Source organism: Actinomadura sp. NPDC049753, from assembly GCF_040674655.1.
GTDB classification, from domain to species: Bacteria; Actinomycetota; Actinomycetes; order Streptosporangiales; family Streptosporangiaceae; genus Spirillospora; species Spirillospora verrucosospora.
This window is the reverse complement of the sequence record NZ_JBFARL010000216.1, coordinates 1-12,897: the sequence shown is the minus strand read 5'-3', so window position 1 is coordinate 12,897 and position 12,897 is coordinate 1. Positions and strand designations below refer to the sequence as shown.

The 12,897-nt window shown below is 72.1% G+C and carries 12 protein-coding genes; 9 read left to right on the top strand and 3 right to left on the bottom strand.

Annotated features, from left to right (window positions below):
• The 3 genes from AB0K37_RS35040 to AB0K37_RS35030 form a co-directional block, all read right to left on the bottom strand.
• A partial coding sequence (locus tag AB0K37_RS35040) for an ABC transporter permease (protein WP_363988474.1) occupies positions 1-904 on the bottom strand: 904 nt, incomplete at its 3' end.
• Positions 905-1,141: 237 nt separating this feature from the next.
• Entirely contained in the window at positions 1,142-2,110 is a 969-nt protein-coding gene (locus AB0K37_RS35035; protein WP_363988471.1) for an ABC transporter ATP-binding protein, read from the bottom strand.
• Complete coding sequence (locus AB0K37_RS35030) at positions 2,107-2,604, bottom strand: MarR family winged helix-turn-helix transcriptional regulator (RefSeq protein WP_363988469.1); 498 nt, start codon at positions 2,602-2,604, stop codon at positions 2,107-2,109. The genes AB0K37_RS35035 and AB0K37_RS35030 overlap by 4 nt, the downstream gene beginning before the upstream one ends.
• Positions 2,605-2,769: 165 nt before the next feature.
• On the opposite strand from AB0K37_RS35030, the gene argC reads away from it, so the two are divergent.
• From argC to tyrS, 9 genes are all read left to right on the top strand, one after another.
• The gene (gene argC / locus AB0K37_RS35025) at positions 2,770-3,798 is read left to right on the top strand and encodes an N-acetyl-gamma-glutamyl-phosphate reductase (RefSeq protein ID WP_363988482.1); all 1,029 of its coding nucleotides are present in this window, start codon (positions 2,770-2,772) and stop codon (positions 3,796-3,798) included.
• Positions 3,795-4,952 (top strand): bifunctional glutamate N-acetyltransferase/amino-acid acetyltransferase ArgJ, encoded by a 1,158-nt coding sequence (argJ, locus tag AB0K37_RS35020; protein WP_363988466.1) that lies wholly within the window; start codon positions 3,795-3,797, stop codon positions 4,950-4,952. The genes argC and argJ overlap by 4 nt, the downstream gene beginning before the upstream one ends.
• A gap of 23 nt (positions 4,953-4,975) precedes the next feature.
• Positions 4,976-5,890 carry an acetylglutamate kinase gene (gene argB, locus AB0K37_RS35015; RefSeq protein WP_363988479.1) on the top strand — a complete coding sequence of 305 codons (915 nt, stop codon included), beginning with the start codon at positions 4,976-4,978 and terminating at the stop codon, positions 5,888-5,890.
• Positions 5,887-7,080 carry an acetylornithine transaminase gene (locus AB0K37_RS35010; RefSeq protein ID WP_363988463.1) on the top strand — a complete coding sequence of 398 codons (1,194 nt, stop codon included), beginning with the start codon at positions 5,887-5,889 and terminating at the stop codon, positions 7,078-7,080. The genes argB and AB0K37_RS35010 overlap by 4 nt, the downstream gene beginning before the upstream one ends.
• 2 nt (positions 7,081-7,082) lie before the next feature.
• Positions 7,083-8,000, top strand: a complete 918-nt coding sequence (gene argF, locus AB0K37_RS35005; RefSeq protein ID WP_363988460.1) for an ornithine carbamoyltransferase — start codon at positions 7,083-7,085, stop codon at positions 7,998-8,000.
• Between the two features lie 8 nt (positions 8,001-8,008).
• On the top strand, positions 8,009-8,548 hold the full coding sequence (locus tag AB0K37_RS35000; RefSeq protein WP_363988476.1) for an arginine repressor: 540 nt from the start codon (positions 8,009-8,011) through the stop codon (positions 8,546-8,548).
• A gap of 149 nt (positions 8,549-8,697) precedes the next feature.
• On the top strand, positions 8,698-10,116 hold the full coding sequence (argH, locus tag AB0K37_RS34995; protein ID WP_363988457.1) for an argininosuccinate lyase: 1,419 nt from the start codon (positions 8,698-8,700) through the stop codon (positions 10,114-10,116).
• Between the two features lie 86 nt (positions 10,117-10,202).
• Positions 10,203-10,838, top strand: coding sequence for a DNA-3-methyladenine glycosylase (locus tag AB0K37_RS34990; RefSeq protein ID WP_363988454.1), 636 nt, complete (start codon positions 10,203-10,205; stop codon positions 10,836-10,838).
• Between the two features lie 130 nt (positions 10,839-10,968).
• A complete protein-coding gene (gene tyrS / locus AB0K37_RS34985; protein WP_363988451.1) occupies positions 10,969-12,246 on the top strand; it encodes a tyrosine--tRNA ligase in 1,278 nt (425 codons plus the stop codon).
• Positions 12,247-12,897: the final 651 nt, after the last annotated feature.

The following is a 12,897-nucleotide window of genomic DNA, read 5'->3' as shown; positions in this document are numbered from 1 at the left end:
GGGCGGTCTCCGCGTCAGCCGCGGGCGGTGGCCACGGCCGCCTGGCCGAGGCTGATGCCGCCGTCGTTGGGAGGGACGCGGTGGTGAAGGTGCGGGTCGCCGCCCACGTCAGCAGCACCGTCCCGCCGACGATGGCGAGCATGAACGCCCACACCGGCATGTGCGGGATCTCGGGCGTGAGCGCGCTGCGCAGCCCCTCGCTCACGTACACCAGCGGGTTGAACAGGCTGAGGATCTGCAGCCAGCGGATGTTGTCCAGCGCCGACCAGGGGTAGTAGACGCAGCCGAGCATCGTCATCGGCAGCAGGACCATCGCGAACAGCATCTGGACCTTCTGCGGGTTCATCAGGGTGCCGAGCAGCAGTCCGCCGGACGCCGACATCAGCGCCCCGACCACCATCACCGCGATCAGCACCGGCCAGTTGTCCACGTGCACCTCGGGCGACTGGCCGTCGGCGTGGATGAACAGCACGGCGGGGAACACCAGCAGCCCGCCGATCAGGCCCTGCGTCGCCGCCGCGATGATCTTCTGGACGGCCAGCAGCGGCACCGGCACCGGCGCCAGCGCACGGTCAGTGATCGACTTCTGCCAGTTCAGCTCCATCATCAGCGGGAAGATCACCGCCATCATCGCCTGCATGATGATCGACGAGCCGACGAGCCCGGGGAGCAGGATCGTGGAGAACGTCGGCCCGCCCGGCCCGCCCGCCATGGCCCCGCCGCCGAGCTTCGGCAGCACGTAGGCGAACACGAACACGAACATGACCGGCTGCACCAGCACCCGGAGGAACGTCGCCAGGAAGTTCTTGCGCATGACCCGCACCTCGCGCGCCATCATCGCGGCGAACGTGCGGGGGACGGTGGCCCGCGCCGGGGGAGGCGGCGCCAGAACGGTGATGCTCATTGCTTTCCTCCATCGCGGCCACGAATCGTGGCAGGAGTGGTACTTGTGGTGACGCCTGGTCGGTGAGAACCAAACCGGCCGGGGCGACCGCCGGGCTGGCGGGATGTGAGGTCTGTTGAGCCGGTGTGAGACCGATGGGCAGCACTCTGCCCCTCGCCGTTCATTCGGGTCGGCTGCCGTCTGGGGAGCAGAAGACTCGACTCGCGAGGGATGAAACCGGTTGCTTCGGCAGGGAGGTCAATCGCGGTAGTCCCTTCCGGTGAGGGCGAGGAAAACGGTCTCCAAACTGGGACGCAGCTGGCTGGCGTCGGTGACTCCGACGCCGGCCACGGAGCCGATTTCCACGAGCTCGCCGAGGATCCCCTCGGGCTCGGCGGCGAACACGCGCACATGGCCGTCGTTGATCTCGACCTTGCTGATGCCCTCCCTGTCGCCGAGGGCCTTGACCCCGTCGGGGGCGGGGGAGTCGTAGGCCACGGTGATGACCGTGTCGGCCCCGGCGCTGGACTTCAGCTGGTCCACCGCGCCGCTGGCGAGGATCCTGCCGTGGTCGACGACCGCGACCCGGTCGCAGAGCGCCTCGGCCTCCTCCATGTAGTGGGTCGTGAGCAGGATCGTCTGCCCGCCCCTCTGGAGCCCCCGCAGCACCTCCCAGAGGTTGGTGCGGGTCTGCGGGTCGAGCCCGGCGGTCGGCTCGTCCAGGAACAGCACCTCGGGGCCGTGCATGAGGGCGCGGCAGATCATCACCCGCTTGGCCTGCCCGCCGGAGATCTCGAACGGGTTGCCGCCGCGCTGCTCGGTCAGCCCGAACAGCTCCAGCAGCTCGGCGGCGCGCTTGCGGGCGTCCCGCGCGCCGAGCCCGAAGTACCGGCCGCGGAACTCCAGGTTCTCGGCGACGGTGAGGTCGCTGTCGAGAGTGTTGTTCTGCGAGACGACGCCGATACGGCGCTTGATCTCGACGGCGTCCCTGACCACGTCCAGGCCGGAGACGCTCGCGGTGCCGCCGGTCGGGGCGACGAGCGTGGTGAGCATGCCGATCGTGGTCGACTTGCCCGCGCCGTTCGGGCCGAGCAGGCCGAAGAACTCGCCGCGCGGGACGTCCAGGTCGATGCCCTGGACGGCGGGCACCGCGGGCCGCGGGCCGGACGCGGGGTAGGTCTTCCTCAGGTCGACCGTGCGAACGGCGGTTTCGGGGGGATTGGTCACGCGCCGTCTCCCTTCGCTTCCCCGTCGGGGGGGTAGTTCTCGAATTTGTGGATCAGCTTGAGCAGGAACCGGCGGACGGCCGCCTCGTCGTCCTCGCCGACGACGTCGTAGAGGCCGGAGAGCTCGCGGCCGATGGGACCGGACTTCTCGGCCAGGAACCGCCGGCCGGAGTCGGTGATGAGCAGCATCACGCCGCGCCGGTCCCGGTAGGAGCGCTCGCGCCGCACGTGCCCGTTGCGCTCCAGCGTGTCGACGACCGAGGTGACCGTGGCGGGGGTGACCATCAGGCGCTTGGCGACCTCTCCGGGGCGCAGGCCGTCCTCGACGATGAGCAGGCGGAGCAGGAAGAAGCCCGCCGGGCTGATGCCGTGCCGCTCGATGATGCGCCACACGATCGGGCCCGACAGCCGTGATGCGGCGCCGAAGAGCCGCCCGATCGGCCACTCCTCCACGGGGCCGAACGCCTTGAGGTCGTCGAGGCCGGGGTTCTCCATGCGAGCGATGTTAGACCGCTGATGTTTAGGTGGCAAATCATTAGATGCCTAAGTACTTCTGGCTGTGGCGCTCGTCTCAGCGATGTGAAAGACGTAACCCGTCGTTGAATAGGCATCCAGCCTCATGCATACTCTTGCTTGACGTCAGCGAAGGGCAGAGTGGACATGGGAATCCGGACGGCGGTCGCCGGCGCCAGCGGTTACGCGGGCGGCGAGGTGCTGCGCATCCTCGCGGGGCATCCAGAGTTCGAGATCGGCGCGCTCACGGCGGGCTCCAACGCGGGCGCCGAGCTCGGCGCGCACCAGCCCCACCTGCGATCCCTGGCCGGACGCGTCCTGGAGGAGACGACCCCCGGCACGCTGTCCGGCCACGACGTGGTGTTCCTGGCGCTGCCGCACGGCCGGTCCGGGCCGCTCGCCGAGCAGCTGGGCGAGGACGTCCTGGTCATCGACTGCGGCGCCGACCACCGCCTCGCCGACCCCGGCGACTGGGAGCGGTTCTACGGCACCCCGCACGCGGGCACCTGGCCCTACGGCCTGCCCGAACTGCCCGGCCACCGGGACGCGCTGCGCTCCGCGAGGCGCGTCGCGGTCCCCGGCTGCTACCCGACGGCGGTCTCGCTCGCGATGTTCCCCGCGCTCGCCGCGGGCCTCGCCGAACCCGACGTCGTCGTGGTGGCGGCGTCGGGGACCTCCGGCGCGGGACGGGCCCTCAAACCGCACCTGCTGGGCAGCGAGGTGATGGGCTCGGTGTCCGCCTACGCCGTCGGCGGCACGCATAGGCATACGCCCGAGATGATCCAGAACCTCAGCGCGGCGGCGGGGGAACCGGTCTCGGTCTCCTTCACCCCCACGCTCGTGCCGATGAGCCGCGGAATCCTCGCCACCTGCACGGCGAAGGCGCGTCCCGGCGTCACCGCCGCCTCGCTGCGCGCCGCCTACGAGGAGGCGTACGCGGGCGAGCCGTTCCTCGGGCTGCTGCCGGAGGGGCAGTGGCCCGCCACGTCCATGACCCTCGGCGCGAACACCGTCCTCGTGCAGGTCGCACTGGACGAGGCGGCCGGACGCGTCGTCGTGGTCGCCGCCGTCGACAACCTCACCAAGGGCACCGCGGGCGGCGCGGTGCAGAGCGCCAACCTCGCCCTCGGCCTCCCGGAAGAACTCGGGCTGACCACGATCGGAGTGTCCCCTTGAGCGTCACCGCCCCCCGGGGTTTCCGCGCCGCCGGCGTCGTCGCCGGGCTGAAGGACAGCGGCAACCGCGACCTGGCCCTCGTCGTCAACGACGGGCCGTCCCGCGCGGCCGCCGGCGTCTTCACCCGCAACCGCGTGCGGGCCGCGCCCGTGCTGTGGTCCGAGCAGGTCCTCAAGGGCGCCCGCGTCCGCGCCGTCGTGCTGAACGCGGGCGGCGCCAACGCCTGCACCGGCGCCGCCGGCTTCCAGGACACCCACGCCACCGCCGAGAAGGCCGCCGCGGTGCTGGACGACTCGGCGGGCGAGATCGCCGTCTGCTCCACCGGGCTGATCGGCGAGCGGCTGCCGATGGACCTGCTGCTGACCGGCGTCGACAAGGCCGCCGCCGAGCTGTCGCGCGGGGACGGCGGGCTCGCCGCCGCCGACGCCATCCGCACCACCGACACCGTCGCCAAGATCTCCTTCCGCCAGGGCGCCGGCGGCTACATGATCGGCGCGATGGCCAAGGGCGCGGGCATGCTCGCCCCGTCCCTGGCCACCATGCTGTGCGTCGTCACCACCGACGCCGACCTGCCCGCCGACGCGCTGGACCGGGCGCTGCGCGCGGCCACCGGCGTCACCCTCGACCGGCTGGACGCCGACGGGTGCATGTCCACCAACGACACCGTGCTGCTGCTCGCCTCCGGCGCCGCCGAGGTCGTCCCGGACGAGGAGGAGTTCACCGCGCTGCTCACCGAGGTGTGCGGCGACCTCACCCGGCAGCTCCTCGTGGACGCCGAGGGCGCGTCCAAGGCCATCGCGATCGAGGTCGTCGGCGCCGCCTCCGAGGACGACGCGGTCACGGTCGGCCGCTCCGTCGCCCGCAACAACCTGCTCAAGTGCGCCATCCACGGCGAGGACCCCAACTGGGGGCGGGTGCTGTCGGCCGTCGGCACCACCGACGCGGTGTTCGAGCCCGACCACCTCAACGTCGCCATCAACGGCGTGTGGGTGTGCCGGAACGGCTCGTTCGGCGACGACCGCGACAAGGTCGACCTGCGTCCCCGCGACGTGACGATCACCGTCGACCTGTCCGCCGGGCCGCACAGCGCCACCGTCTGGACGACCGACCTCACGGCCGAGTACGTCCACGAGAACTCGGCGTACTCCACATGAGCGCCGTCACCCCGGGCGCGCAGATGCGCAAGAACCGGCTGGGCGTGATGGACAAGGCCGAGACCCTGATCAAGGCGCTGCCGTGGCTGGAGCGCTTCCACGGCAAGACCGTCGTGATCAAGTACGGCGGTCACGCGATGACCGACGAGCGGCTGCGGCACTCCTTCGCCGAGGACGTGGTGTTCCTGCGCTACGCCGGGCTGAAGCCGGTCGTCGTGCACGGCGGCGGCCCGCAGATCAACGCGGCGCTGGCCCGCAACGGCATCGACTCGACCTTCACCGCCGGCCTCCGGGTCACCACCCCGGAGGCCATGGAGGTCGTCCGGATGGTGCTGACCGGGCAGGTCCAGCGCGACGTCGTCGGCCTGATCAACCGGCACGGCCCGTTCGCGCTCGGCATGTCCGGCGAGGACGCGAACCTGTTCACCGCCGAGCGCAAGCACGCGGTCGTGGACGGCGCGCCCGTCGACATCGGCCAGGTCGGCGAGATCGTCGAGGTGCAGGTCGGGGCCGTGCGCGCGCTGCTGGACGACGGCCGCATCCCGGTCATCTCCAGCGTCGCGCGCGGCGACGACGGCGAGGTCTACAACGTCAACGCCGACACCGCCGCCGCCGCGCTGGCCGTGGCGCTGGACGCGGCGAAGCTCGTCGTCCTCACCGACGTCGAGGGCCTGTACGCGGACTGGCCGGACAGCGACGACGTCATCGACCGGCTCACCGCCGACGAGCTGGCCGTCCTGCTGCCGGACCTGTCGGCGGGGATGGTGCCCAAGATGGAGGCCTGCCTGGCGGCCGTGCGCGGCGGCGTCCCGCAGGCCCACGTCCTGGACGGCCGGGTCCTGCACTCGCTGCTGCTGGAGATCTTCACCGACGAAGGGATCGGAACGATGGTGCTGCCCAGTCTCCCGGGCGCCGCCGGGGCGGAGGCGACCCCGTGAGCGATCTGAGAGAGCGGTTCGAGGCGGCGTTCATGCCGAACTACGGCGTCCCGCCCGTGGCGCTCGCGCGCGGCGAGGGCTGCCGGGTGTGGGACACCGGCGGCCGCGAGTACCTCGACCTCATCGCGGGGATCGCGGTCAGCTCCCTCGGGCACGCCCACCCCGCGCTCGTCGAGGCGGTGTCGTCCCAGGCCGCGGCCCTCGCGCACACGTCCAACCTGTTCCTGAACGAGCCGGAGGTGCTGCTCGCCGAGCGGCTGCGGGAGCTGCTGGGCGGCGACGGGAAGGTCTTCCTCGCCAACAGCGGCACCGAGGCGAACGAGTGCGCGCTCAAGCTCGCCCTCAAGTACGGGAAGGCGAACGGGCGCCCGTACATCGTCGCGGCCGAGAACGGCTTCCACGGCAGGACGCTCGGCGCCCTGAGCCTGACCGGCAAGGCCGCGATCCGGGAGCCGTTCGGGCCCTTCGCGATCGACGTCCGGTTCGTCCCGTACGGGGACGCGGGCGCGCTCGACGCCGCGGTGGACGAGGACTGCGCGGCGGTGTTCCTGGAGCCCACGCAGGGCGAGGCCGGGGTCGTCCCGCCGCCGGACGGGTACTTCGCCGCCGTCCGCCGGATCTGCGACGCGGCGGGCGCGCTGTTCGTCGCCGACGAGATCCAGTCCGCGGTCGGCCGCACCGGCACCTGGTTCGCGTTCGAGCACGAGAACGCCAGGCCCGACGTCCTCACCCTCGCCAAGGGCCTCGGCGGCGGCCTGCCGATCGGGGCGTGCGTCGCCTTCGGCCCCCACGGCGACCTGTTCGCCAAGGGAGACCACGGCAGCACGTTCGGCGGGAACCCGGTCGCCGCGGCCGCCGCCCTCGCCGTCCTCACCACCATCGAGAAGGACGGCCTGCTCGCCAACGCCGCCTCCGTGGGGGAGACCCTGGCCGCCGGGCTCGACGCCGTCGACCATCCGCTGTTCGCGGGCGTGCGGGGCCGAGGCCTGTGGCGGGCCGCCGTGCTGACCGGGCCCCACGCGGCCGCCGTGGAGGCCGCCGCACGCGACGCCGGCTTCCTCGTCAACGCGGTCCAGTCGGACGCGGTGCGCATCGCCCCGCCGCTGATCCTGACCGCCGAGCAGGCGGGCTCGTTCGCCGAAGCGTTCCCCGGTATCCTCGACGCCGCCTCCCCCGAGCAGGAGAACTGATCGTGACCAGGCACTTTCTGCGGGACGACGACCTCAGCCCCGGCGAGCAGGCCGAGGTCCTCGACCTCGCCGCGCAGGTGAAGAAGGACCGCTTCGGCCACCGGCCGCTGGAGGGCCCCCGCTCGGTGGCCGTGCTGTTCGACAAGCCGTCCACCCGGACCCGGCTGTCGTTCGCCGCCGGCATCGCCGAACTCGGCGGCAACCCCCTGGTGATGGACGCGGGCACGAGCCAGCTCGGCCGCGGCGAGACCATCGCCGACACCGCTCGCGTGCTCGAACGCCAGGTCAGCGCCATCGTGTGGCGGACCGGCGGGCAGGAGCGCATCGAGGAGATGGCCGCCGGCACCGCGGTCCCGGTCGTCAACGCGCTCACCGACGAGTTCCACCCCTGCCAGATCCTCGCCGACCTGCAGACCGTCCGGGAGGAGAAGGGCGGCCTCGCCGGCGTCACCCTCGCCTACTTCGGCGACGGCGCCAACAACATGGCGCACTCCTACCTGCTCGGCTGCGCCACCGCCGGGATGCACGTCCGGATCGGCGCCCCCGCCTCCCAGCCGCCCGACCCCGCGGTCGTCGGGCGCGCGAAGGAGATCGCGGCCGCGACCGGCGGGTCCGTGACGGTCACCGCCGACGCCGCCGGAGCCGCCTCCGGCGCCGACGTCCTCGCCACCGACACGTGGGTGTCGATGGGCCAGGACGGCAAGGACACCTCGCTGTACGAGCCGTACTCGGTGACCGAGGACCTGCTGGCCCTCGCCGATCCCGAGGCGGTCGTCCTGCACTGCCTGCCCGCCTACCGCGGCAAGGAGATCGCCGCCTCCGTCCTCGACGGCCCGCGCAGCCGGGTGTGGGACGAGGCCGAGAACCGGCTGCACGCCCAGAAGGCGCTGCTCGTGTGGCTCCTGGAGCGCGCCCGGTGACCACCCCCATGACCAAGGCCGCGCGGCACGCCCGGGTGATCGACCTGCTGACCCGGCACCCCGTGCACTCGCAGGGCGAGCTCGCCAAGCTCCTCGGCGACGAGGGCGTGGAGGTCACCCAGGCCACGCTCTCCCGCGACCTGGTCGAGATCGGCGCGGTGAAGCTCCGCGCCGACGACGGCAGCCTGATCTACGCCGTGCCCGGCGAGGGCGGCGAGCGGATCCGCCGCGCCCGCACCGGCGCCGCCGAGACCTTCACCGGCCGGCTGTCCCGGCTCGCCGCCGAACTGCTCGTGTCGGCCGAGGCGTCTGCGAACCTCGTCATGGTGCGGACCCCGCCGGGCGCGGCCCAGTACCTCGCCTCGGCGATCGACCACGCCGAATGGCCGTCCGTCCTCGGCACCGTCGCGGGCGACGACTCGATCCTCGTGATCGCCCGCGACCCGCACGGCGGGGAGGACCTCGCCCAGGCGCTGCTGCGGCTGACCGGCACGCGCGAGCGACGACCCCAGGGGCCGCCGGGCGGCCCCGACCCCGACCCGTCCTGATCCGCGGGACCCGGCGGATTCGCCGTACGCTGTGGCGGACGCCGGCACCCGGCGACCCGCGCGGGGGCATCCGTGCCGTGCCCGGCAGAGGCGGCATGGTGAGATGGCAGTTGACCGAACGACCAGTGGTGGGAAGTAGAGGATTCTCCGTGACCAAGGCACCGACGCGGCTGTGGGGCGGCCGGTTCGAAGGCGGCCCGTCGGACGCGCTCGCGAGGCTCTCGGTGAGCGTCCAGTTCGACTGGCGGCTCGCCCCGTACGACCTGATGGGATCGCGCGCGCACGCCCGCGTCCTCAACCGGGCGGGCCTGCTCACCGACGACGAGCTGGAGCGCATGATCGGTGCCCTGGACGACCTTGAGGAGGCGTGCCGCAGCGGCGAGTTCCGCCCCACGGTCGCCGACGAGGACGTCCACACCGCCCTGGAGCGGGGCCTGCTGGAGCGCCTCGGCGCCCTCGGCGGCAAGCTGCGCGCCGGCCGCAGCCGCAACGACCAGGTCGCCACCGACCTGCGCCTGTACCTGCGCGACCACGTCCGCCAGATCGTGTCGCGGCTGGTGGAGCTGGAGACCGCGCTGATCGCGCAGGCCGAGCACAACCTCGGCGTCGCCGCGCCCGGCATGACGCACCTCCAGCACGCCCAGCCCGTGCTTTTCTCCCACCAGCTCCTCGCGCACGTCCAGCCGCTCACCCGCGACATCGACCGGCTGCGCGACTGGGACCGCCGCGCCGCCGTCTCCCCGCTCGGCTCCGGCGCCCTCGCCGGCTCCTCCCTGCCGCTGGACCCGCAGGCCACCGCCGCCGAGCTCGGCTTCGACGCCGCCGCGCCCAACTCCATGGACGCCGTCGCCGACCGCGACTTCGTCGCCGAGTTCCTCTTCGCGGCCGCCCTGATCGGCGTGCACCTGTCCCGCCTCGGCGAGGAGGTGTGCCTCTGGGCCTCCCAGGAGTTCCGCTGGATCGAGATGGACGACACCTACGCCACCGGGTCGTCGATCATGCCGCAGAAGAAGAACCCCGACGTCGCCGAGCTGGCGCGCGGCAAGGCCGGCCGCCTCATCGGGCACCTCGTCGGCCTGCTCACGACCCTCAAGGGCCTCCCGCTCACCTACAACCGCGACCTCCAGGAGGACAAGGAGGGCGCGTTCGACTCCGTCGAGACGCTGCTGCTCGTGCTGCCCGCCATGTCCGGGCTCATCGCGACCATGCGGGTCAACACCGAGCGGCTGGAGGCCCTCGCCCCGGACGGCTTCGCCCTCGCCACCGACCTCGCCGAGCTGCTCGTCCGCCGCGGCGTGGCGTTCCGCGACGCCCACGAGGTCGTCGGGCACCTCGTCGTCTGGTGCCAGGTCAACGACAAGGACTTCGACGACCTCACCGACGAGGAGCTCGGCAAGGTGTCGCCGCACCTGACGCCGGACGTCCGCGAGGTGCTGAACGTCCAGGGCGCCCTCGCGTCCCGCAAGGCCTATGGGGGGACGGCGCCCGACCGCGTCCGCGAGCAGATCGCCGCGCTGCGCACGCTCGTCAACGGCCACGCCGCGTGGGCCGCCGGCTCTGACTCCTGACCCGGCGGGACGGGGGCGGCCGCCGCGGTGCGGACCGCCCCCTAGGCTGGTCGACCGGCGAAGGTTCCCTAGACCACGGTGAGGCGATGGACGGAGCGCTGCTGCCCCGCGAGTTCTTCGACGGCCCGGTGGAGGAGGTCGCGCCCGCGCTGCTCGGGCACGTCATCAGCCACCGCACCCCGGAGGGGGAGGTGGCGGCCCGGCTCACCGAGGTGGAGGCCTACGCGGGCCCGCTGGACCCGGCCTCGCACGCCTACCGGGGCCGGACCCGGCGCAACGAGGTCATGTTCGGGCCGCCCGGGCACGTCTACGTCTACTTCACCTACGGCATGCACTTCTGCATGAACCTCGTGTGCGGCCCGGACGGGACGTCCATGGCGGTGCTGCTCCGCGCCGGTGAGATCATCGCGGGGGAGGACGTCGCACGGGCGCGCCGTCCGCGCTCGACCGTCCGCGACCTGGCCCGCGGCCCGGCCCGGCTCTGCCAGGCCCTCGGCGTCGCCCGCGAGCAGAACGGCCTGGACGTGTGCGCGCCGGGAGGATCGATGGCGGTGCTCAGGGGCGAGCCCGCCGACCCCGCACTGATCCGCAACGGTCCCCGGACCGGCGTCAACGGCGCCAAGGAGGTCCCGTGGCGGTTCTGGATCGACGGCGACCCCACCGTGTCGCCCTACCGGCCCCACGTCCCGAGGCAGCGCAGGAAGATCACCGCCGAGGGCTGATCCGCCGCGACCGCCGGGTCGGCCGGTAGCCGCCCCGCCACGGCGGACGTTGAATATCGTTGGCGTGACAGCCGCCCGCCAGTGCAGCCTGGGGGCGTACACCGAAAGCAAGCCGGAGACGAGGGAGACCGTGACCGACATCCTGGATGATCTCGCGTGGCGCGGCCTGATCGCGCAGTCCACCGACCTGGACGAACTGCGGGCCATGCTCGCCGCGGGACCGGTCACCCTCTATTGCGGCTTCGACCCGACGGCGCCCTCGCTGCACCTCGGCAACCTCATCCAGATCCTCACGCTGCGCCGCTTCCAGAAGGCCGGGCACCGGCCGATCGGCCTGGTCGGCGGCGCCACGGGCCTGATCGGTGACCCGAGCGGCAAGAGCGCCGAGCGCGTGCTGAACTCCGAGGAGACCGTCGCCGGCTGGGTCGAGCGGGTCCGCGGCCAGGTGTCGGCGTTCCTCGACTTCGACGAGGGGCCGACCGCCGCGACGATGGTCAGCAACCTCGACTGGACCGGCCCCATGTCGGCCATCGAGTTCCTGCGCGACATCGGCAAGCACTTCCCGGTCAACCGGATGCTGGCCCGCGAGACCGTCCGGGCCCGGCTCGACTCCACCGGTATGAGCTACACCGAGTTCAGCTACGTCCTGCTCCAGTCCATGGACTTCCTTGAGCTGTACCGGCGCCACGGGTGCCGGCTGCAGACCGGCGGAAGCGACCAGTGGGGCAACCTCACCGCGGGCGTCGACCTGATCCGCCGGGTCGAGGGAGGCAGCGCGCACGCGCTGACCACGCCGCTGCTGACCAAGGCGGACGGGTCCAAGTTCGGCAAGACCGCGGGCGGCGAGACCTACTGGCTCGACCCCGAGCTGACGTCGCCGTACGCGTTCTACCAGTTCTGGATCAACGCCGACGACCGGGACGTGGAGAAGTTCCTGAAGTTCTTCAGCTTCCGTCCCCACGAGGAGATCGAGGACCTGGTCAAGCAGGGTGCCGACCGTCCGGCCGCGCGGGCCCCGCAGCGGGCGCTCGCCGAGGAGATGACCACGCTCGTGCACGGCGCGGACGAGACCGCCCGGGTCATCGCGGCCTCCCGTGCCCTGTTCGGGCAGGGCTCTCTGGAGGAACTGGACGAGCGGACGCTCCACGCCGCCCTCTCCGAGGTGCCCCGCGCGGAGGTGCCCGCAGGAGAGCTGCCGCCTGTGGTGGACCTTCTGGCGGCGTCCGGCCTGTGCAAGAGCAAGTCGGAGGCACGCCGTGCCATCGCCCAGGGCGGCGCCTACCTCAACAACGCCAAGGTCGAGTCGGAGGAGGCGGTACCGGCGTCCTCCGACCTGCTCCACGGCCGCTTCCTCGTGCTGCGGCGCGGCAAGCGCAACGTGGGCGGCGTCGAGGTGACCGCCTCCTGAACCGCCTCCCGACCGCCCGCCCGGACCCTTTCCGGGCGGGCGGTCGTCATGAGGAGGGCAAACTTCGGTAGATACACGTCACAGTGCGGTTACAGCGCACCGTGACCGGGCATGGTGGGAGGGCTGAAAACAGGAGATGAGCTGCGGATACATGTCCCGCGCGGGCCGATTTGACGGTCCTGGCGGCGGGACCTAATGTTCTACACGCCCCACGGGGGAGCGGGACGCCGACAGGCGGCCGGCCCCGAGGGGAAACCTCCACAGACCCGGATGGGTGCGATGCGTCGCGTCCAAAAGGGACTAATGAGGCCGAACCGCCCGAAGTTGGTTAAACCAGGACGGATCGGGTACGATCGAAGGGTTGCCCCGGAGCCGGGGTCCGCGGGAGCGGGGTTCGGCGCGGTGGGTGTCCGTTTCTTGAGAACTCAACAGCGTGTTAAAAGCCAGTGCCTTTATCGGCTCGGCCAGTTTTGGCCGGGTCGCCCCGTGCCATCCCGCTTTGTGGGGTGGTGGGGATTTCTTTGAGGCAATGCCATCCCGTTGGGATGGTGATGCTGGGATTGTTTCCTGAGGTTTGGCTGGTCGGGGTTCGCGCCCTGGCTGGTCGTTGGACCTTGATGGAGAGTTTGATCCTGGCTCAGGACGAACGCT

Bases quoted from the DNA above. Each gene is read 5' to 3' on its own strand.
- argB (WP_363988479.1), top strand. From the start codon at position 4,976: ATGCGCAAGAACCGGCTGGGCGTGATGGACAAGGCCGAGACCCTGATC.
- AB0K37_RS35030 (WP_363988469.1), bottom strand. From the start codon at position 2,604: ATGGAGAACCCCGGCCTCGACGACCTCAAGGCGTTCGGCCCCGTGGAG.
- AB0K37_RS34990 (WP_363988454.1), top strand. From the start codon at position 10,203: ATGGACGGAGCGCTGCTGCCCCGCGAGTTCTTCGACGGCCCGGTGGAG.
- AB0K37_RS35000 (WP_363988476.1), top strand. From the start codon at position 8,009: ATGACCAAGGCCGCGCGGCACGCCCGGGTGATCGACCTGCTGACCCGG.
- argC (WP_363988482.1), top strand. From the start codon at position 2,770: ATGGGAATCCGGACGGCGGTCGCCGGCGCCAGCGGTTACGCGGGCGGC.